Source organism: Variovorax sp. GW821-FHT10B04, from assembly GCF_059415645.1.
In genome coordinates this window covers 287,513-308,285 of sequence record NZ_JBWKNQ010000007.1, presented here as the reverse complement: position 1 = coordinate 308,285, position 20,773 = coordinate 287,513, and the positions used below count along the sequence as shown (strand labels likewise).

The following is a 20,773-nucleotide window of genomic DNA, read 5'->3' as shown; positions in this document are numbered from 1 at the left end:
TCAGTGTGCCTTCTGGGCGTGTCGGCGGGTGAGAAGGTGCAAGACCAGTGCCATGCCGCCGACCACCGCCATGATGCAGGTCGAGAACGCGGCCGCCTGCGACGTGAAGCCGGCTTCGTCCAGCCGCATCACGGTGACGGAGCCCATCGACAGCGACGGCGTGATCAGGAAGATCACCGCCGACAGCGTGACCATCGAGCGCATGAACAGGAACACCGCGATCGCCAGCAGCGTGGTGCGCATCGCCGGCCAGTAGACATCGCCCAGCACCCGGCCGATGCCGCCGCCGAGCACCGACGTGGCGTCTTCCAGCGCGCCTGGCACCGTGCGCATGGCGGTCGTCATGCTGACGAAACCCTGCGTGTGATAGTGGTAGTAGTTGCATAGCGCCAGCAGCGCCGCGCTGCCGTAGAGCCAACCCCAGGGCATGTCGGCCGAGTTGAAGGTGAACACGTAGGCCAGCCCGAGCACCAGCCCCGGCACGGCGACCGGCAGCGCACTCAGCAGCCGCGCCGCGCGGGCCGCGTGCCCGGGCAGGCGCTGCACGCCGAAGGCCAGCAGGAACAGCAGCGCGGTGCCCGCGCCGGCCGCGATCAGCGACACGCCGATCGATGTCCACAGCGGCGCGTAGCCGCCCGCGATGTTGATGTCGTAGTGCTTCAGCGTCAGGTCGAGCCGGTACGGCCAGAGCCGGATGAAGCTCGCGATCACGACGGTGAAGATGACCGCGTAGATCGTGCCGGCGATCAGCAGCGCCGCCGCGAAGAAGGCGCCGTCGCGGCCCGGTCGGCGCTTCGGCGCCGGCGGCTGCGCCGATTCGGCCCCGACGCCGGCCTGCCGCCGCGCTGCCGCGTGCTCGATGAAGACCGACAGCGCCGCCGGTACCAGCAGCACGATGCCGATCACCGCGCCCAGGCCGAACTTCATCTGGCCGCTCACCTGGTTGTAGATCTCGGTGGCCAGCACCTGGAAGTTGCCGCCGATCACCACCGCGTTGCCGAAGTCGGTGATGGTGACGGTGAACACCACGAAGGCCGCGCTCAGCAGTCCGTAGCGCACGCCGGGCAGCGTGATGTCGACGAACTGGCGCCACGGCGTCGCGCCGAGCACCTCGGCCGCGTCATACTGGCGCGCGTCGCCGTGGCGCAGCGCGGTGCGCAGGATCAGCACCGCCTGCGGCAATGCGTACATCACGTCGGCGACCAGCAGGCCCCAGAAGCCGTAGATGTCGGGCCGCACGCCCAGCATCTTGCCGACCACGCCGTTGCGCCCCAGCAGGAAGATCAGCCCGAGGCCCAGCACCAGCGACGGCGCCAGCACCGGCAGCGCCATGCCGATGGCGGTGAAGCTGCGCCCCGGCATGCGGGTGCGCTCCAGCCCGTAGGCCAGCACGAAGGCCAGCAGCAGCGTGACGACCGTCGTCGAGACGCCCAGCAGCAGGCTGTTGGACAGCGCGCGCCACACGCCGGGCGTGTCGAGCAGCGCCGCATAGTTGGCCAGGCCGACACCGCCGCCGTCCTGCATCAGGCTGCGCCAGCCGATGCCCAGCATCGGCACGCCGAAGAACATCGCCAGCGCGGCCAGCGGCAGCCACAGGCAGGCGCGCAGCAGCCAGACGTCGGCCGGGCGCATCGGCAACGTGCCCGCCTTCATGCGCGCACCCAGCTGCAGCCGTCGGTGTCGATCGCCAGCGACACCGGCTGGCCCGCCGCCAGCGGCATGGCGCTGCTGGTTTCGGCCAGCAGTTCGATGTCGTGCCAGCGCACGCGCGCACGCTGGATGCTGCCGAGGAAGCTGGTGCCCAGAACCTCGCCGACGGCGGGGCCACCCGTGCCACCCACCGGCCGCAGGCCCAGCCGTTCCGGCCGCACGCACAGCAATGCGTCCGGCACCCGCAGCCCGGCCGGCAGCGTCGGCAGCGCATCGCCCGCGAGGCGCATGGCCGCCGCGGCCGACAGCAGGTTGCTGTGCCCCATGAAGTCGGCCACGAAACGGGTGGCCGGCTGCAGGTACAGCGCGCGCGGGCTGCCCTGCTGCTCGATGCGGCCCTGGTTCATGCAGACGATGGTGTCGGCCATCGACATCGCCTCTTCCTGGTCGTGGGTGACCATCAGCGTCGGGATGCCGAGGCTGCGCTGCACTTCGCGCAGCTCGTGCCGCAGATCGGCGCGCACGCGGGCGTCGAGCGCCGACAGCGGCTCGTCGAGCAGCAGCAACGACGGATTGACCGCGAGCGCGCGGGCGATCGCCACCCGCTGCTGCTGACCGCCCGACAGCTCGCCCGGATAGCGCGCGCCGAAGGTCGGCAGCTTGACCATGGCGAGCAGCTCGGCCACGCGGCGGTCGATGGCGACGGGCGCCTCGCCGCGGATGCGCAGGCCGTAGCCCACGTTCTGCGCCACCGTCATGTGCGGAAACAGCGAGTACGACTGGAACACGATGCCGAAGCCGCGCTCGCGCGCCGGCATCTGCGCGAGGTCGCGGCCGTTCAGCGACACGCTGCCGCCGTCGGCCGCCATCAGCCCCGCGATGATGCGCAGCAGCGTGGTCTTGCCGCAGCCGCTCGGACCGAGCAGGCACACGAACTCCGCACCTCCCACGTCGAGCTCGATGCGCTCCAGCGCGGCCTGGCCGCCGAAGCTCTTGTGAAGGTTCCTGATCTGCAATGCCATGCTGTCTGTCCGGGTCGGTGTCGTCTGTCGTTGAATCGCTGTCGGCCGCGTCGCGGCCTCAGGTGGCGAGCCCCATCTCGGGGTCGCTGATGCCGTCGTCACCGGTTTCCACGCGGCCCGCGAAGCGCCGCAGGAAGGTGCCGCCGCTGTCGACGTTCGCGGTCACGCTGAAGTCGTACCAGTGCTTGCTGTAGCTCAGGTCCCACTGCTGCACCACCACCTGGCCGGGCGCCAGCGCGAAGTTCCACGGCCCATCGGTGCGGTACGCGCTCGGCGTCACCGTGACGTTGCAGCTGATGTTGCCGAGGTTGTGCATCTCCAGGTGCACGTCGCCGTTGGCCGTGTCGTAGCAGACCCGGATCTCGGGCAGGCCGGCACCGCCGGCGAGCGAGGTCGGCAGCACGCCACGGAAGCGGCGGAAGAAGCCGTTCGGGCCGAAAACCGACAGGTCGTAGCCGCCGTCCGTGGCGGGCGCCCAGCTGTCGTTGAGCAGCGTGCCGGGCTCCACCGTGTAGCGGCGCGGCACGTCCCCGAGCGCCAGGTGGTTGTAGACCTGGTAGACCGCGCCAACCCGGCCCGTGTTGCCGAATACCAGCCAGAACTTCTGGCGTTCGACATCGGGCCGGCCGCTGGTGTGCAGTTCATAAGGCAGTGCGCGCGAGTAACGCACGCCGGTGGTTTGCTGCGGCATCGTGCCGGTGCCGGCAGCCGGTGCCACCGGCGTCGGGTAGAGCAGTTGCTGCGCGATCGCGGCGTCGGCCGCCGCGCTGGTGATGGTCGGCAGCGCGGGCAGGGCGGCGTTGGGCGTCGCGAAGTTGAAGCAGGTCGTGAGATCGCTGCTGACCGCGCGGCGCCAGGCGCTGATGTTGGGCTCCACCACGCCGAAGCGCGCTTCGAGGAAGCGGATCACCGACGTGTGGTCCGACACCTGCGAGTTGACCCAGCCGCCGCGGCTCCACGGCGACACCACGTACATCGGCACGCGCCAGCCCATGCCGTAGGGCGAGCCGAGGTACGGCGACTTCAGGTTGTTGCGCTCGCCGAGCGTCGACACCGTGCTCATGCCGGCTTCGGTGCCGTCCGCGTTGAGCGACGGGATTGCCGGTGGCGGCATGTGGTCGAAGTAGCCGTCGTTCTCGTCGAACATCAGGAAGAGCACGGTCTTGCTCCACACCGCCGGGTCGGACGTGAGCGCGTCCAGCACGCGCTCGGTGTACTCGGCGCCCCACAGCGGCGAGGACGGGCTGGGGTGCTCCGAATACTTGGCCGGCGCGACGATCCAGCTGACCTGCGGCAGGCGGTCGTTCTTCACGTCGTCCGCCAGGTCGTCCAGCGTGCGCGTCGACAGCGCGCGCGCCTTGAGTGACGCCTGTGCCGCCGTCGGCGTGGTCGCGTAGTAGGCCTCGCGGTAGCTGGTGAAGCCTTCCAGCGGGTTGTCGGTGAAGTTGTCGGCCATGTCCTGGTAGATCTGCCAGGTCACGCCGGCGGCTTCCAGGCGCTCGGGGTACGTCGTCCAGCTGTAGCCGGGCGCGTTCGCGAGGTCGTCGTTCGTGTTGTCGATGGCCGGGCCGCCGCCCAGGCCGAGCGGGTCGTTGCTGCCGGTCCAGAGGAACAGCCGGTTCGAGTTGGTGCCGGTGAGTTCGCTGCAGTGGTACGCGTCGCACACCGTGAAGGCGTCGGCCAGCGCGAACTGGAAAGGCATGTCGCTTTGCTGGTAGTAGCCGAGTGCGCGCGCGGTCTTGGCCGCGACCCACTGGTTCATGCGGCCGCCGTTCCAGGCCTGCTGGCCGTCGGACCAGCTGTGCGCCATGGGCGTGGTGCGCTGCGCGCTGGTGCTGGTCGTGTCGTAGTGGAAAGGCAGGCAGGTAGCGGTGCCCGTGGTCGCCGGCTGGTACCAGACCGGCTTGCCGTTGGCCAGCGGCACCGGGAAGCGGTCGCCGAAGCCGCGCACGCCGCGCAGCGTGCCGAAGTAGTGGTCGAACGCGCGGTTCTCCTGCATGAAGATCACGACGTGCTTGACGTCGCTGATCGTGCCGGTGTCCTGTGCGGCCGGGATGGCGAGTGCGCGCCGGATGCTGGGTGGCAGCAGGCCGAGGGTGGCCGAAGCGCCCGCGGCGGCCGCGGCGCCGCGCAGGAAGCTGCGGCGGCTGGTTGAGACGGAATCTTTGCTCGTGGTCATGGCGTGCCTCAGGGTGCGCAGCGAACCGTCTCGGGACGGCGGGCTGGCGTGGTGGTGGCCGATGCGTCGGTGCTGGTGCCCGGCGGCACGAGTGCGGCGGCGGGCGGACCGGCGGTCGCCGGGTCGTTGGGCGTGACCACCACGGTGGGCTGGTCGGTGCTGCCGGCCGGCGTGGTCGCCGTCGTGTCGCCGCTGCTGCTGCCGCTGCCGCCGCAGGCACCGAGCACGGCGGCTGCTGTCAACATCACCAGGGCCGCGGCGAGCCGCAGAGGCCGGGCCGCCGGTGCGGCCTGCGTGTCGAAGGATCGAATGGACATGCGCGTCTCCGTTCAGGGAAGCAGCGTCGTCAGCGAGGTGCCGGAGCGGCCGATCGACTCGACTTCCGCCGGCGTCAGTGCCCGGTTCCAGGTGCTGAATTCACCGAAGTCGAAGCGACCGCCGATCGTGTTGCTGGCGTTGCCGTTGCGGTAGTTCGGGCCGTAGCCGCCGTCGCCGTCCTCGTTCAGCGAGAAGCCGTTGCCCAGGCCGTTGAGCGCTGCCGCGAAGGCGCTGGTCAGCACGGCGGAACTGCTCTGCATGCCGTAGACCGGGTCGTACACGTGGTACGTGACGGTGAGGTTCGGCACGTCGACCGCCATCGCCACGTAGGCCCAGGTGTTGGCGCTGAAGCTCAGGTCCTTGTCGCCGAGCCGGGCGCCGCCGCGGCCGATGTTGAAGCGCACCGCACCGCCGTACTGGCCCAGCGCAATGCCGGCGTTGTTGCCGCTGCCCCAGTTCTTGTTCGACACGATCGGCATGCCCGAGCGCGTCGCGTCGGAGCGGAACCAGAAGCCGAAGGTGAAGGGCGCCGTGGCGCTGGTGACCTGGCTGGTCGGGATGCGGTAGCCGCCGTCGCAGGCGCTGCACACGGTCGGACCGGCATAGCTGGTCGATTCCAGTGCGGTGTCGGTGCCGGCGAAAGGCCCGTCGCCCGTGGCGGTGTAGACCGGCGCCGCGCCACTCACCCACGGCGTGAAGGCCTGGGTGCCGTCGATGCGGTCGGCCAGCGTCGTCTTCAGCGTGAACAGGTGGGTGATGCCGTTCGCCACGCTCGCCAGCAGCGAGACGGGTTTGACGTAGTTCAGCGTGGTGCGCAGCGACACCGGCGTCTGGTCGGCCACCACGGTGTAGTTGTACGTGTAGTAGCCGCTGGCGTCCGGCGCCATCGTCGTGTCCTCGAAGGCCAGCGCGTTGCCCGCGAGCGTGGCCACCGCGACGCCGTCGCGCAGCACCGTGATGGCGGCCGGCGTGGCGGGCAGCGTCCAGCTGAGCTGGATGCCGGTCTGCTTCGCGTTCATCGTCGCGGCGAGCTGGCGCACGGCCGTGGCGCCGATCAGCGGGCCGCCGTCCATCGCGTACTGCGTGGCCGCAGGGCGCGCCGACAGGTGCGTGAGCACCGTCGGCGTGATGTCGGTGGCCGCGGCGTAGGCGTACCACGGCGTGATCTCGGTCGGCAGGGCCGCGGGCAGCGTCAGCGACAGGTTCGCCGCCTTGTCGAGCGCGATGACGGTGGCGAGATTCGACGGCACCGGAATGCCGTCGGCCACGCCGGTGGCGCCCAGGCCGTGCGTGCTGGTGATGATCACCAGCCAGTCTTCGCTCGGTTGCGCGGCGCGGCGCTTGGCCAGCGATGCCTTCAGCAACCCGATCTGGCGGTCGACTTCGGCCAGCGCATTCTGGTAGTCGGTGCCGTAGCCGGCCACGTCGGCGACCTGCGCCGGGCCCTGGTAGTCGGCCACGATCAGGTCGTAGCTGCCGCTTTCGATGGCGGCGCCCGCTTCGGTCGACACGCAGCCGTCGTCGCCGTCGCAGTCCTTCGCGAGATCGAGGTAGCCCGCGGCCTTGTCGGCGCGCAGCAGTTGCGGCAGGCCGCTCCAGCTCGCGATGGCGGCGGTGTGCGCACCGGGTTGGCTCTGCTTGAGCATCTTGAAGACGGTGTCGGCCTTGAATGCCTGGCCTTCGTAGTTCGAGCGGATCTCATGGCGATCGGCCCAGGCGCCGGTGAGCAGCGTGGCCCACGACGGGCCGTCGGTCGCCTGCTGTTGCGTCGGCGTTCCCTTGATGCCGCCGGTGTAGGCGGGCAGCACGGTGCCGAGTCCTTGCAGGCTGGGCACGCGCGCCGCGGACATGGCCTGCTGCAGCGCGGCGTATTGCACGCCGTCGATGCCGATCACCAGCGCCTTGCTCTGCGGCGTGGGCGTCGGGGTCGTGGGATCGGTTGGCGTGGTCGGCGTCGTCGGGTCGGTCGGCGTGACCGGGGTGGTGGGCGTGGTCGGGTCGGCGGGCGTCGAGCCGCCTCCGCCGCCGCAGGCCGCCAGCAGGAGCAGCATGCTCACGTGCAATGCGGCACGCGCGATGCGGGATCTTTGTGTTTTCATCAGTGGAACTCCGGCAACAGGAAGGTGCACGGACGCGCTGTCCTGGCGTGTCCGGCGTCGAATGCACGGACGCGCCGGGTCACCGGCCGTCCGCAGGGATGGGGCAGCAGATCGGTGGATCGTCGGATCAGCGGCCGATGGTCTTCTGCCAGTTGCCCAGGATCGCGTCGCGGTCCTTCGCCGACTGCGCGAAATCCATCGGGTAGAGCACCTTGCTCAGGTCGGCCGGCAAGCCCGCCTCCTTGGCTGCCTTGGACTGGACGGCGCCGGGCACGGTGACCATTTCCTTGTACTTGGCGTACAGCGCGGTGGCGCCGGGCGACAGCGTCCAGTCGAGGAAGCGCTTGGCATCGGCCTTGTTCTTCGCCTTGGCCATCAGGCCCGAGGCCTCCAGCTCGTAGCCCGCGCCGTCGCTCGGGATCACCATCTTCACCGGGTAGCCTTCCTCGATCGACTGCATCGCCGCGAAGGCCAGCGAGGTACCGATGGCGAACTCGCCCGCGCGCGCCGCCTTGCACGGACGCGAGCCCGACTTGATGTACTGCGCGACGTTGCCGTCCAGCGTCTTCAGGAACTTCCAGCCTTCGTCGCTGCCCTTTGATTGCAGCAGTGCCGCGATCTGCAGGTAGCCGGTGCCCGACGACACCGGGTTGGGCATCACGACCTCGCCCTTGTAGACCGGGTTCGTCAGGTCTTTCCAGCTCGTCGGCATCGGCAGGTTCTTGGCCTTGAGCACTTCGGTGTTGACGCAGAAGGCCGCGAAGTAGCCGGTGGTGGTGAACCACTTGCCGTCGGCCGCCTTGTTCGATGCGGCCAGCTTGTCGGCGCCCTTGGCGGCATAGGGCTCGAGCAGTGCCGTGACGCGCGGATCGAGCATGTTGGTCAGCGCCCAGCCCCAGATCACGTCGTGCTGCGGGTTGGATGCCTCGGCCAGGATGCGCGCGCCGAGGTCGCCGGTCGACAGGCGCAGGACCTTGACGTCGACATCGGGCATGTCCTTCTTCGCGGCGGCGACGTAGTCCTTGATCTCGTCTTCTTCCAGCGCCGAATACACGGTGATGGTGCCGGCCTGGGCGATGCCCATCGCGGCGCCGGCGAGCAATGCGGCGAACAAGGTGCGGGTGGTGCGGCGATGCGGATTGGTCGTGTGCATGAAAAGACTCCAGAAGGTGCGGTGATCGGAAATGGGGCGGAAGGAATGCCGGTGATGAACCAGTAATGTGCGTTTATGTGCGTTTGTGGAATTATTGGTTATTTGCAACAATAAGCACAAGCACCATTCATGCCACAGATGTTGGCTGGATGACGTGACAACTTTTTGACAACACCAACCAACGCCAACCGGTCTTTTCCTGATGTCCACGCATATCGACTACTTCTCCCTCGCCTGCCGCCTGGCCGACATCGCAGCCAGCCACTCGATGCGCAGCTTTCGCACGGCGCTCGACATCGACATGAAGTCCGATGCCAGTCCCGTCACCATGGCCGACCGCGCGGCCGAGGCCGCCATGCGCTCGCTGCTCGGCGCCGAAGCACCGTCGCACGGCATCCTGGGCGAGGAGTACGGCAGCGAACGCCTCGACGCCGACTACGTCTGGGTGCTCGACCCGATCGACGGCACCAAGAGCTACATCACGGGCTCGCCGCTGTGGGGCACGTTGATCGCGCTGACGCACCGTGGGCGCCCGGTGCTGGGGCTCATCGACATGCCCGTGCTGGGCGAGCGCTGGGTCGGCGGCGCAGGCGAGACCGCGAACTGCAATGGCGAGGCCGTGCGTGTGCGCAACTGCACGCAGCTCGCGCAGGCACGCATCCTCACCACCTCGCCGGACAGCTTCTCGCCGTCCGAATGGCAGGCCTACGACGCGCTCAGCCGGCGCTGCGCGATGCGCCGCTTCGGCGGCGACTGCTACGGCTATGCGCAACTCGCCGGGGGCCACGTCGACCTGGTGGCGGAGTGCGGCCTGCAGCCCTACGACTACATGGCGCTGGTGGGCGTCGTGGAGGCTGCGGGCGGCGTCATCAGCGACTGGGAGGGGCGGCCGCTGAGCATCCGTTCCGATGGCCGCGTGCTGGCCGCCGCCAGTGCGCCGCTGCACGACGAAGCGCTGCGGATGCTGCGCGGGGTTCCCGGTCCGCAGCCCGCGTGAGGCCGCGTGCGGTTGCTACCATCGCCCGCATGACTCCATTCCCATTTGATGCCGTGCTGTTCGACTGCGACGGCGTGCTGGTCGATTCCGAACCCATCACCAACCGCGTGCTTGCGGAAATGATGACCGAGCTGGGCTGGCCGCTCACGCCCGAACAGTCGATCCGCATCTTCCTCGGCAAGGCCGTGAAGGACGAGGCGCCGCTGATCCTCGAGAAGACCGGCTTCGCGATCACGCCCGAATGGCTGCAGGGCTTCTGGGTCCGCCGCAACGCCGCGCTGGACCGCGACCTGGTCGAGGTACCGGGCGCGCCCTCGGCGGTGCGTGCGCTGCTCGCGACGCTCGATGGGCGCATCGCCTGCGCTTCGGGCGCGGATCGCCGCAAGGTCGAGCTGCAGTTGCAGAAGGTCGGCATCTACGACGTGTTCGAAGGCCGCATCTTCAGCGGCCACGAGACGCCGCGCTCCAAGCCCTATCCGGACGTGTACCTGGCGGCCGCCGCGGCGCTCGGCGTCGACCCGAAGCGCTGCGCGGTGGTCGAGGACACGACCACGGGCGCCACCGCCGGTGTCGCTGCCGGCGCAACCGTGTTCGGCTACAGCCCCGGCGGCCTGGGCCACAGCGACGCCGATGCGCTGCGCTCGGTCGGTGTCTCGCGCATCTTCACCGACATGGCCGCGTTGCCCGAGGTGCTCGCGGCCTGGCGCGCGCCGGCCTGAGCCGTTCAGTCTTCGAAGTGCGGCCCCGGCCCTTCGCTGGCCAGCGTGTCCTGCGCGTTGCGTAGCGGGCAGGCCTTGAGCGACAGGCAGCCGCAGCCGATGCAGCCGTCGAGTTGATCGCGCAGTTGCGTGAGCGCCTGGATGCGTGCGTCCAGCTCCTGCTTCCATCCGCGCGACAGCCGCCGCCAGTCGGCCGCGGTGGGCGTGCGCGCGGCGGGCAACGCCTGCAGCGCCTGGGCGATCGATGCCAGCGGAACGCCCATGCGCTGGGCGACCTTGATGACGGCGACGCGGCGCAGCACCGAACGCGGATAGCGACGCTGGTTGCCCTCGCTGCGCAAGGACTGGATCAGTCCCTTGGATTCATAGAAATGCAGGGCCGACACCGCGAGCCCGCTGCGCATCGCGACCTCGCCGACGCTGAGCACGGCGGGTGTCTCCTCGATCGTCGTCACGGCGGGAAGCTGACGCGGCATGCGATCTCCAAAAGTGCTTGACCTCAAGTCTAGTTGAGGTTGAATACTGCGGCGCATGAACCTCTTTCCCCGTTCCGGCGCGGCCGGTGTCTCCCCGCATCTCTTCGTCAATCCGCCACGCCTGTACGACCCGCGGCCCAACGGCTATTCGCACGTGGCGATCGCGCAGGCACCGGCGCGGCTGATCTACGTGGCGGGGCAGGGCGGCGAAGACGTCGACGGCCTGCTGTCGCCGCACTTCGAGGCGCAGGTCGCGCAGGCGCTGCACAACCTGCGGGTGGCCATCGCGGCGGGTGGCGCGCGGCTGACCGACGTGGTCAAGCTGGTCGTGCTCGTGGTCGACCACAGCGAGGCGCGTCTTGCGGTGCTGAGCCAGGCACTGCGATCGGCCTGGCCCGACGGCGACGAGCCCGTCTGCACGCTGATCCCCGTGCCACGGCTCGCGCTCGACGGCATGCTGTTCGAGATCGAGGCGACCGCGGTCGTGCCGATGCCGCGCGAGCGCTGAGCGTGGCCGTCACGCCAACGCTCGCGTCCGCTGGCGCCACGGCGCCCGCACCCGCCTATCTGCGCACGCCGGTGCTGCTGCTGATGGCGGTCGCCACCGGCCTGTGCGCCGGCAGCAATTACTTCAACCAGCCTCTGCTGCATTCGATCGCGCTGAGCCTGCGGGTCGACGACGCTGCCGCGGCACTGACCGTGACGCTGTCGCAGGTCGCCTACGCCGTCGGGCTGCTGCTGCTCGTGCCGCTGGGCGACAAGCTGGAGCGGCGCGGCCTCGCGGTCGGCCTGATGCTTCTTGCCGGCACCGGCCTGCTGATCAGCGGCTTTGCGCAGAGCTTCGACATGCTGGTTGCCGGTACCGTGATGACTGGCCTGTTCTCCGTCGCCGCACAGACGCTGGTGCCGATGGCCGCCACGCTGTCGGACCCGCGTCGCAGCGGGCAGGCGGTCGGGCTGGTGATGAGCGGGCTGTTGACCGGCATCCTGGTGGCGCGCAGCGTGGCCGGCCTGCTGTCGGGTGCGGGCGGCTGGAGCACCGTGTACCGGGCGGCGGCGGCCGCCATGTTCGTGCTGGCGGCCGTGCTGTGGGCGGTGCTGCCGCGCTCGCGCAACCCGGCGCCGGCCAGCTACCTGCAGGTGCTGCGTTCGCTCGGCACCTTGGTCGTGCGACATCGACGGCTGCGCAGCCGTGCGCTGCTCGGCGCGCTGAGCTTCGGCTCGGTCAGCGTGCTGTTCTCGTCCATGGCCTTGCTGTTGTCGGGGCCGGACTTCCGGCTGAGCGACATGCAGATCGGCGCTGTCGGGCTGGTGGGCGTCGCGGGTGCGCTGGTGGCGAGCGTCGCGGGCCGGCTGGCCGATCGCGGCTGGGGCCAGGCGACCTCGACGGTGGCGGTGCTTGCGCTGGTGGCCGGCTGGTTCTTCCTCTGGCTCGGCATCGATCAGCTCGGCTGGTTCCTGCTGGGCATGCTGCTGATCGACATCGGGCTGCCCGGCGTACACATCAGCAACCAGAACGTGATCTACAAGCTGCAGCCCGATGCGCGGGCACGCATCAACGCCGTCTACATGACGAGCTACTTCGCGGGTGCCGCGTCGGGCTCGGCGCTGGGCGCCGTCGCCTGGCGCCATGGCGGCTGGCCGATGGCCTGCGCACTGGGCGCGGGACTGGCGCTGCTGGCAGGACTGGCGTTGTTCAGGGACTGGATCGGCTCGCGGTGATGGCGCCTCCCGGACGGGCGTGCTTCGATGCATCGGGGCTCTTGTTCATGAATCGGCGCGCGCGGCAGGGGATATCTGGCACGGGTCTCCCGGAAAAGGAGGCACGGTTTCGCAGCAACGCATCGATATGTCGACCGTTCGCGAGGCCTTGTCGGCCGGGGCGAATCGAAGCAACCGTCCGCGGATGGCGCGCAGCGCAAAATGGGCTGATGAAAGCACCTCCCCGACTCCAGTCCCTGATCGACGAAGGCCTGATCGACACCGTCGTGCGGCAGCTGATGAGCGGCAAGGAAGCCATGGTCTACGTGGTGCGCTGCACGGTCGGCGACACCAGCGAGACGCGCTGCGCCAAGATCTACAAGGAAGCCACCAACCGAAGCTTCCGCCAGGCCGTCGACTACACCGAGAACCGCAAGGTCAAGAACACCCGCCTGCAGCGCGCCATGGCCAAAGGCACGAAGTTCGGCCGCGAAGCCACCGAGGCCGCATGGCAGAGCGCCGAGGTCGACGCGCTCTACCGGCTGGCCGCGGCCGGCGTGCGCGTGCCGGTGCCGCACAACTTCTGCGAAGGCGTGCTGCTGATGGAACTCGTCACCGACGCCGAGGGCGACGCCGCGCCGCGGCTCAACGACGTCGTATTCACGCCCGAGGACGCGCGCCGCCACCATGCGACGCTGCTGGTCGAGGTGGTGCGCATGCTGTGCGCGGGTGTCGTGCACGGCGACCTGTCGGAATTCAACGTGCTGCTGGCCGCCGACGGGCCGGTGATCATCGACCTGCCGCAAGCGGTCGACGCCGCCGGCAACAACCACGCGAAGCGCATGCTGCTGCGCGACGTCGCCAACCTGAAGAACTTCTTCGGCCAGTTCGCGCCCGAATTGCTCCGCACGCGTTACGGCGAGGAGATCTGGCAGCTCTACGAGCACGGCGAACTGCGCGTCGAGTCGCCGCTGACCGGGCGCTTCACCGGTGCGGCCGGCCCGGTCGACCTGGGCGGTGTGCTGCGCGAGGTCGACGATGCGCGCGCCGAGGAAGCCGCGCGGCAACTGCGCATGGCCGGCCGCTGAGCCGAATGCCCGCACGCGGCGCGCGGGCATCGCGCCGGTGCCGGAACCTTTGCACGCCGCCGCGGACGAACGGGGCCAGCCACTCCGAAAAAGAGCCGACGTGACCGCTTCCGAAACCCGCGCCATCGTGACCCTGAGCCTGCTCGCGGCCTTCGCCGATGGCGACAAGCATGCGCGCGAGCGCGCCGAGATCAAGCGCATCGCCGAAGGCCTGTCCGGCGACGACGGCCTGCACCTGCCCACGCTGTACCAGGACGTGCTCATGAAGCGCGTGACGCTGGCCTCGGTCGCGCCGCTGCTGGAGAGCGCCGATGCGAAGCACCTGGCTTACGAAATGGCCGTGTGCGTGTGCGATGCGGACGGCACGCAGTCCGAGGCGGAGCAACGCTTCCTGGACGAGGTGCGGCAGGCGCTCGGCCTGGGCGCCGACGCGTCCACGCAGTTCGCCGAGCAGGCCGACGCGCTGGCGACCGCGCCGCTGACGGCCGGCGACTGGGGCCGTGCCGCCGCGCCGGTGCCTGCTGCGGCCACGTCCGTCGCCGTATCGGCGCTTGCGGCGCCGGCCGCGTCCACCGCCGTCGCGGTCGACGAGGCGGAACTCGATCGCGCCATCCTGAACGCGTCGATCCTCAACGGCGCACTCGAACTGCTGCCGGAAACGCTGTCGACCATGGCGATCATTCCGCTGCAGATGAAGCTGGTCTACCGCATCGGCAAGTCCCATGGCTTCGAACTCGATCGCGGCCACATCAAGGATTTCCTCGCGACGGTGGGCGTCGGCCTGACCTCGCAGTATCTGGAGCAGGCCGGCCGAAAGCTGCTGGGCGGACTGCTCGGCAAGGTCGGCGGCGGTCTGCTGCGCGGCATCGGCAGCCAGGCGGTGAGTTCGGGCATGAGCTTCGCGAGCACCTACGCGCTCGGCCATGTGGCCAAGCGCTACTACGCGGGCGGCCGTACGCTGTCCACGCAGATGCTGAAGGACGCCTACGCGAACGTCACGCAGGAGGCCAAGGGCCTGCAGACCCAGTACCTGCCGGCGATCCAGGACAAGGCCCGCACGCTCGATGCGGGCAAGGTGCTGGCGATGGTCCGCGGCGCCTGAGACGGCCTCCGACCGGCGTTGCCGGCATGCGCTGCCGACCGCCTTGCGGCATCATCGGCGGATGCCTCATCTCATCCTCGAATACACGCACGATCTCGTGGCCGGCAACCCCATGGCCGAGACACTGGACGACATCAACGCATCGCTGATCGCGAGCGGTTCCATCCTCAAGGAGACCGACCTGAAGTCGCGCATCGTGGTGCACGACAAGGTTCGCGTCGGCACCGGCAGCGGCGCGCGCGGCTTCGTCCACGCCCAGCTGCGCGTGCTGCCGGGCCGCACGCCCGAGGTCCGTGCCGACCTGGCGCAGCGCATCGCCGCCGTGCTCCGCGTGCGCTGCCCACGGCCCGAGGGCACGCTGGTGCAGCTCAGCGTCGAGGTGGTCGAGATGGACCGCGGGTCCTACGTCAAGGAAGCGCTGTAGGGGTCTCTGCGGCCGCGGCCCCGTCCGCAGGTTCCGTCGCGTCCGTTGCGGTTCCCTGCGCGCGAAACTCGCCGGGCGTGAGCCCGGTCCAGCCCTTGAAGGCCCGCGCGAAGCTCTTTTCGTTGCGGAATCCCACGGCCAGCGCCACCTGCTTGACCGGCCGCGCGCTGCGCCGCAATTGATCAATCGCCTGCTCGTGGCGGACCGCGTCCTTCAGCGTCTGCAGCGTCAAGCCTTCCTCGTGCAACTGTCGGTGCAGCGTGCGGCTCGACATGTGCAGCAGCGCGGCCAGCGCGTCGGCGTTGCCGGCTTCGGCCGCCCGGGTGCGCAGCAGTTCGCGCACCCGCTGCCCGAGCAGCCGGTCGCGCCGGTACTGCAGCACCGTCAGCGGCAGCGCGCGCTTGAGCATGGTGCGCAGCGCGCGCTCGTCGCGCTGCAGCGGCAGGGCGAGGTAGCGCTCGTCGAAGCTGTAGCCCGCCTGCGCCGCGCCGAAGCGCAGCTCGCCGCCGAACATCAGCGGATAGGCGTCGCGGTGCGGCGGCGGCGCAAACGGAAAACGCGCGCTGCGCAGCGAGATGCGCGAGTCGATCGCCCAGCTCGCATAGCCGTGCAGGAAGCGCAGGCTCGACACCAGGCAGAACTCCCGGGCTTCGCCGAGCGGGCGGTGCTCCTGGATACCGACCGTCGCCACGCCGGCACGCACCTGCAGGTCGAGCGTGATGTCGTCCGTCAGCAGCCGGTGATGCCGGCACCAGCGCTTGATCGCCACGCCCAGATCGGGCGAACTCAGCGAGGCGCGGCACAGCATGCCGTAGCTGCCCCAGGGCAGCCGGCGCGAGAACCAGCCGAGCGCCTCGTCGTCGAGTTCCTGCATCGCATGGGCGTTCAGCGCCTCGAACTGCGCGGCCGTCACACGGGCATCGGGTTGCAGGAGCGCCTGCGGCGTGATCTGTGCCTGCCGCAGCGCGTCTGCCGGATCCATGCCGCGGCGCGCATAGGCCTGCACGATCTCTCGTACGAAGGCCATCGGCGTGGCGGCACGGCCGGGGCTCAGGAAGGCGGGCGATGGCATGCGGAGGCGTTGATGTCGGGCGCTGGTGGATGCGCTTGGGTGGCACGATTTGCAACCATTGTGGCGCCAAATGCGGACACTCCGGGCGTAAGCTGCGCCTTCGGCCGCGCGCGTCCGGCCCTTCCGAATTCCCGATCCACGAGGAGACACACATGCACGATCCCGGCCTGAATTTCGACCTGGGCGAGACCATCGATTCCCTGCGCAGCGCCATCCAGGACTTCTGCGCCGCCGAGATCGCGCCCCGCGCGGCCGAGATCGACCGCGACAACCTGTTCCCGCACGACCTCTGGCAGAAGCTCGGCGAGCTCGGCCTGCACGGCATGACGGTGAAGGAGGAATACGGCGGCACCGAACTCGGCTACCTCGCGCACATCGTCGCGATGGAAGAGGTCTCGCGCGCTTCGGCGTCGGTCGGCCTGTCGTACGGCGCGCACTCCAACCTGTGCGTGAACCAGATCCACCGCAACGGCACCGATGCGCAGAAGAAGAAATACCTGCCCAAGCTGGTGAGCGGCGAGCACGTCGGCGCGCTGGCGATGAGCGAGCCCAACGCCGGCTCCGACGTCGTGAGCATGAAGCTCAAGGCCGAAAAGAAGGACGGCTGTTACGTGCTCAACGGCGGCAAGATGTGGATCACCAACGGCGGCGACGCCGACACGCTGGTCATCTACGGCAAGAGCGAGCCCGAGATGGGCGCACGCGGCATGACGGCCTTCATCGTCGAGAAGAGCTTCAAGGGCTTCTCGGCCGGCACCAAGCTCGACAAGCTGGGCATGCGCGGCAGCAACACCTACCCGCTGTTCTTCGACAACTGCGAGGTGCCCGAAGAGAACGTGCTGGGCGGCGAAGGCATGGGCGCCAAGGTGCTGATGAGCGGCCTCGACTACGAACGCGCCGTGCTGTCGGGCGGCCCGCTCGGCATCATGGCGGCCAGCATGGACGCGGTGATTCCGTACATCCACGAGCGCAAGCAGTTCGGCCAGAGCATCGGCGAGTTCCAGCTGATGCAGGGCAAGATCGCCGACATGTACTCGACCTGGCAGGCCACGCGGGCCTACGTGTACGCGGTCGGCAAGGCCTGCGACCGCAACGACCACGCGCGCACCTTCCGCAAGGACGCCGCGGGCGCGATCCTCTACGCCGCCGAAAAGGCGACCTGGATGGCCGGCGAGGCGATCCAGACGCTGGGCGGCGTGGGCTACACCAAGGACTTCCCGGTGGAGCGGCTGTGGCGCGATGCCAAGCTGTACGAGATCGGCGCGGGGACGAGCGAAGTGCGCCGGATGCTGATCGGGCGCGAGCTGTTCTCGGAGACCAGCTGACCCCCAGGCTTCGCGCACTGCGTGTCGCTTTCGCCAACCCCCTTCCAGGGGGCAACACCGGCGGCCCGGCAAAGCCGGTTCCGCGGTGTTCCCGGCGGAGGCATCCCCGCGGAAACGCCAGACAAGGAGACAAGAGATGCCATCGACGCAAAGCTACACAAAAGGCGCCACCGACGTCCCCCTCATCGAGCAGACCATCGGCGACTTCTTCGACGACATGGTCGCCAGGCAGCCCGGGCGGGAGGCGCTGGTCAGCCGCCATGAGGGCAGGCGCTTCAGCTACCGCGAACTGCAGGCCGAATCGAACCGGCTTGCGAGCGCCTTCCTGAAGCTCGGCCTCGGGCCCGGCGACCGGGTCGGCATCTGGTCGCACAACAACGTGCCCTGGGTGCTGATGCAGCTCGCGACCGCCAAGGTCGGGCTGATCCTCGTCAACATCAATCCTGCGTACCGGACCTCGGAGCTCGAGTACGCGCTCAACAAGGTCGGGTGCAAGGCGCTGGTGACGATGGCGCAATTCAAGACCAGCGACTACCTCGGCATGCTGCGCGAACTCGGCCCGGCCCGCCTGCCGCTGCTGCAGCACATCGTCTGGATCGACAAGCCGGGCGAGGGCGCCGACGAGCCCGGCATGCAGCGCTTCTCGGCGCTGCTCGCGAGTGGCGATCCGGCCGACGTGCGCGTGCCCGCCGTGCAGCGGACGCTGAAGGCGACCGACCCGATCAACGTGCAGTTCACCAGCGGCACCACGGGCTTCCCGAAGGGCGCGACGCTGACGCACCGCAACATCCTGAACAACGGCTTCTTCATCGGCGAATGCATGAAGCTCACGCCCGTCGATCGCCTCTGCATCCCGGTGCCGCTGTACCACTGCTTCGGCATGGTGCTGGGCAACCTCGCGGTGCTCACGCATGGCGCGACGATCGTCTACCCGAACGACGGCTTCGACCCGGTCACCGTGCTGGAAACCGTGCAGGCCGAGAAGTGCACCGGCCTGCATGGCGTGCCGACGATGTTCATCGCCGAACTCGACCATCCGCGCTTCGGGGAGTTCGACCTGTCGAGCCTGCGCACCGGCATCATGGCCGGCTCGCCGTGCCCGACCGAGGTGATGAAGCGCGTGGTCGACCAGATGCACCTGCGCGAGATCACCATCGCCTACGGCATGACCGAGACCAGCCCGGTGAGCTGCCAGAGCAGCACCGACACGCCGCAGGACAAGCGCGTGTCGACCGTGGGCACGGTGCAGCCGCACCTCGAGGTGAAGGTGATCGACCCCGAGACCGGCGACGTCGTGCCGCGCGGCACTTCCGGCGAACTCTGCACGCGCGGCTATTCGGTGATGCACGGCTACTGGGAAGACGAGGCGAAGACGCGCGAAGCCATCGACACCGACCGCTGGATGCACACCGGCGACCTCGCGACCATGGACGACGAGGGCTACGTGAACATCGTGGGCCGCATCAAGGACCTGGTGATCCGCGGCGGCGAGAACATCTATCCGCGCGAGATCGAGGAATTCCTCTACCGCCACCCCAAGGTGCAGGACGTGCAGGTGGTCGGCCTGCCCGACAAGCGCTATGGCGAGGAGCTGTGCGCCTGGATCATCGTGAAGCCGGGCCAGCGTTCCACGGAAGACGAGGTCCGCGAGTTCTGCAAGGGCCAGATCGCGCACTACAAGGTGCCGAAATACATCCGCTTCGTCGACGCGTTCCCCATGACCGTGACCGGCAAGATCCAGAAATTCAAGATCCGCGACGAGATGAGCCAGCAGCTCGGACTGACGCAAGAAAAGACCGCATGACCACCATCGACACCAAGCTCAATGCCCGCTCGGCGGACTTCCAGGCCAACGCCGCGGCGATGCGCGCATTGGTCGACGACCTGCGCGCCCAGTTCGCCAAGGTCGAGGCCGGCGGCGGCGAGGCCGCGCGCGCCAAGCACACCGCCCGCGGCAAGCTGCTGCCGCGCGACCGCGTGGCCGAACTGCTCGACCCGGGCACGCCCTTCCTGGAGATCGCGCCGCTCGCGGCCCATGGCATGTATCTCGACGCCAAGGGCGTCGAGTCGGCGCCGGGCGCCGGGATGATCGCGGGCATCGGGCGCGTCAGCGGCGTCGACTGCATGATCGTCTGCAACGACGCGACGGTGAAGGGCGGCACCTACTACCCGATGACCGTGAAGAAGCACCTGCGGGCGCAGGAGATCGCGGCGCAGAACCATCTGCCCTGCGTCTACCTGGTCGACTCGGGCGGTGCCAACCTGCCGAACCAGGACGACGTGTTCCCCGACCGCGAGCACTTCGGCCGCATCTTCTACAACCAGGCCAACATGAGCGCCCAGGGCATCGCGCAGATCGCGGTCGTCATGGGCTCGTGCACGGCGGGCGGCGCCTACGTGCCGGCGATGAGCGACGAGTCGATCATCGTGAAGAACCAGGGCACGATCTTCCTGGGCGGCCCGCCGCTGGTGAAGGCCGCGACCGGCGAGGTCGTGACGGCCGAGGACCTGGGCGGCGGCGACGTGCACACGCGGCTGTCGGGCGTGGCCGACCACCTCGCGCAGAACGACCTGCATGCGCTGTCGCTGGCGCGCAGCGCGGTCGCCAACCTCAACCGGCAGGGCGCGGCGCCCGCGCCGCAGAAGGAGGTGCTCGCACCGGCCTTCCCGGCCGAAGAGCTGTATGGCGTGATCCCGACCGACACGCGCAAGCCCTTCGACGTGCGCGAGATCATCGCCCGCGTGGTCGACGGCAGCGCGTTCCACGAGTTCAAGTCGCGCTTCGGCGCCACGCTGGTCTGCGGCTTCGCCGAGATCGAGGGCATGCCCGTCGGCATCATCGCCAACAACGGCATCCTGTTCAGCGAGTCGGCGCAGAAGGGCGCGCACTTCATCGAGCTGTGCTGCCAGCGCAAGACGCCGCTGGTGTTCCTGCAGAACATCACCGGCTTCATGGTGGGCCGCAAATACGAGAACGAAGGCATCGCGCGCCATGGCGCCAAGCTGGTGACGGCCGTGGCCACGGCCAACGTGCCGAAGTTCACGATCATCATTGGCGGCAGCTTCGGCGCGGGCAACTACGGCATGTGCGGCCGTGCCTATTCGCCGCGCTTCCTGTGGATGTGGCCGAACGCGCGCATCAGCGTGATGGGCGGCGAGCAGGCCGCGAGCGTGCTGGCCACGGTCAAGCGGGACGGCATCGAGGGCAAGGGCGGCAGCTGGAGCAAGGACGAGGAAGAGGCCTTCAAGGCGCCGATCCGCCAGCAGTACGAGGTGCAGGGCCATCCGTACTACGCAACCGCGCGGCTGTGGGACGACGGCATCATCGATCCGGCCGACACGCGGCGTGTGCTGGCGCTGGGCCTGGCGGCTGCGCGCCATGCGCCGATCCCTGAGCCGAAGTTTGGCATCTTCCGGATGTGAGATCGAGCGATGTGTATGATTTTTG

The 20,773-nt window shown here is 69.2% G+C and carries 18 protein-coding genes; 10 read left to right on the top strand and 8 right to left on the bottom strand.

Annotated features, from left to right (window positions below; all coding sequences use genetic code 11):
- From AC07PZ_RS19350 to AC07PZ_RS19325, 6 genes are all read right to left on the bottom strand, one after another.
- Positions 1-1,653 carry an ABC transporter permease subunit gene (locus AC07PZ_RS19350; RefSeq protein WP_495296755.1) on the bottom strand — a complete coding sequence of 551 codons (1,653 nt, stop codon included), beginning with the start codon at positions 1,651-1,653 and terminating at the stop codon, positions 1-3.
- Positions 1,650-2,672 carry an ABC transporter ATP-binding protein gene (locus tag AC07PZ_RS19345; protein WP_495296754.1) on the bottom strand — a complete coding sequence of 341 codons (1,023 nt, stop codon included), beginning with the start codon at positions 2,670-2,672 and terminating at the stop codon, positions 1,650-1,652. Before AC07PZ_RS19345 ends, AC07PZ_RS19350 begins: the two co-directional genes overlap by 4 nt.
- A 58-nt stretch (positions 2,673-2,730) precedes the next feature.
- Entirely contained in the window at positions 2,731-4,851 is a 2,121-nt protein-coding gene (locus AC07PZ_RS19340) for a phosphocholine-specific phospholipase C (protein WP_495296753.1), read from the bottom strand.
- Positions 4,852-4,859: 8 nt separating this feature from the next.
- A complete protein-coding gene (locus AC07PZ_RS19335) occupies positions 4,860-5,168 on the bottom strand; it encodes a hypothetical protein (RefSeq protein ID WP_495296752.1) in 309 nt (102 codons plus the stop codon).
- A 12-nt stretch (positions 5,169-5,180) separates the two neighbouring features.
- The gene (locus AC07PZ_RS19330; RefSeq protein ID WP_495296751.1) at positions 5,181-7,268 is read right to left on the bottom strand and encodes a LamG-like jellyroll fold domain-containing protein; all 2,088 of its coding nucleotides are present in this window, start codon (positions 7,266-7,268) and stop codon (positions 5,181-5,183) included.
- A 127-nt stretch (positions 7,269-7,395) separates the two neighbouring features.
- A complete protein-coding gene (locus AC07PZ_RS19325) occupies positions 7,396-8,421 on the bottom strand; it encodes an ABC transporter substrate-binding protein (RefSeq protein WP_495296750.1) in 1,026 nt (341 codons plus the stop codon).
- 199 nt (positions 8,422-8,620) lie between these two features.
- On the opposite strand from AC07PZ_RS19325, the gene hisN reads away from it, so the two are divergent.
- A complete protein-coding gene (hisN, locus tag AC07PZ_RS19320) occupies positions 8,621-9,418 on the top strand; it encodes a histidinol-phosphatase (protein ID WP_495296801.1) in 798 nt (265 codons plus the stop codon).
- Positions 9,419-9,447: 29 nt separating this feature from the next.
- A complete protein-coding gene (locus AC07PZ_RS19315; RefSeq protein ID WP_495296749.1) occupies positions 9,448-10,137 on the top strand; it encodes an HAD family hydrolase in 690 nt (229 codons plus the stop codon).
- Positions 10,138-10,142: 5 nt separating this feature from the next.
- Here AC07PZ_RS19315 and soxR read toward each other — a convergent pair whose 3' ends face one another.
- Entirely contained in the window at positions 10,143-10,613 is a 471-nt protein-coding gene (gene soxR, locus AC07PZ_RS19310; protein ID WP_495296748.1) for a redox-sensitive transcriptional activator SoxR, read from the bottom strand.
- 55 nt (positions 10,614-10,668) lie between these two features.
- Here soxR and AC07PZ_RS19305 point away from each other — a divergent pair, with 55 nt between their 5' ends.
- The 5 genes from AC07PZ_RS19305 to AC07PZ_RS19285 all read left to right on the top strand — a co-directional run bounded on the left by AC07PZ_RS19305 (position 10,669) and on the right by AC07PZ_RS19285 (position 14,928).
- Positions 10,669-11,121, top strand: a complete 453-nt coding sequence (locus AC07PZ_RS19305; protein WP_495296747.1) for a RidA family protein — start codon at positions 10,669-10,671, stop codon at positions 11,119-11,121.
- Between the two features lie 83 nt (positions 11,122-11,204).
- The gene (locus AC07PZ_RS19300; RefSeq protein WP_495296800.1) at positions 11,205-12,335 is read left to right on the top strand and encodes an MFS transporter; all 1,131 of its coding nucleotides are present in this window, start codon (positions 11,205-11,207) and stop codon (positions 12,333-12,335) included.
- 209 nt (positions 12,336-12,544) lie between these two features.
- Entirely contained in the window at positions 12,545-13,402 is an 858-nt protein-coding gene (locus AC07PZ_RS19295) for a PA4780 family RIO1-like protein kinase (RefSeq protein WP_495296746.1), read from the top strand.
- Between the two features lie 100 nt (positions 13,403-13,502).
- Positions 13,503-14,504, top strand: coding sequence for a YcjF family protein (locus tag AC07PZ_RS19290; RefSeq protein WP_495296745.1), 1,002 nt, complete (start codon positions 13,503-13,505; stop codon positions 14,502-14,504).
- Between the two features lie 61 nt (positions 14,505-14,565).
- The gene (locus AC07PZ_RS19285; protein ID WP_495296744.1) at positions 14,566-14,928 is read left to right on the top strand and encodes a 5-carboxymethyl-2-hydroxymuconate Delta-isomerase; all 363 of its coding nucleotides are present in this window, start codon (positions 14,566-14,568) and stop codon (positions 14,926-14,928) included.
- Here the strand turns inward: AC07PZ_RS19285 and AC07PZ_RS19280 are convergent.
- Entirely contained in the window at positions 14,912-16,000 is a 1,089-nt protein-coding gene (locus AC07PZ_RS19280; protein ID WP_495296743.1) for an AraC family transcriptional regulator, read from the bottom strand. The two genes, AC07PZ_RS19285 and AC07PZ_RS19280, sit on opposite strands and share 17 nt — an antisense overlap.
- 152 nt (positions 16,001-16,152) lie before the next feature.
- Here AC07PZ_RS19280 and AC07PZ_RS19275 point away from each other — a divergent pair, with 152 nt between their 5' ends.
- The 3 genes from AC07PZ_RS19275 (at position 16,153) to AC07PZ_RS19265 (ending at position 20,748) form a co-directional block, all read left to right on the top strand.
- Positions 16,153-17,325 carry an isovaleryl-CoA dehydrogenase gene (locus AC07PZ_RS19275; RefSeq protein WP_495296742.1) on the top strand — a complete coding sequence of 391 codons (1,173 nt, stop codon included), beginning with the start codon at positions 16,153-16,155 and terminating at the stop codon, positions 17,323-17,325.
- Between the two features lie 136 nt (positions 17,326-17,461).
- A complete protein-coding gene (locus AC07PZ_RS19270; RefSeq protein ID WP_495296741.1) occupies positions 17,462-19,129 on the top strand; it encodes an AMP-binding protein in 1,668 nt (555 codons plus the stop codon).
- Entirely contained in the window at positions 19,126-20,748 is a 1,623-nt protein-coding gene (locus tag AC07PZ_RS19265) for a carboxyl transferase domain-containing protein (RefSeq protein WP_495296740.1), read from the top strand. The genes AC07PZ_RS19270 and AC07PZ_RS19265 overlap by 4 nt, the downstream gene beginning before the upstream one ends.
- Positions 20,749-20,773: the final 25 nt, after the last annotated feature.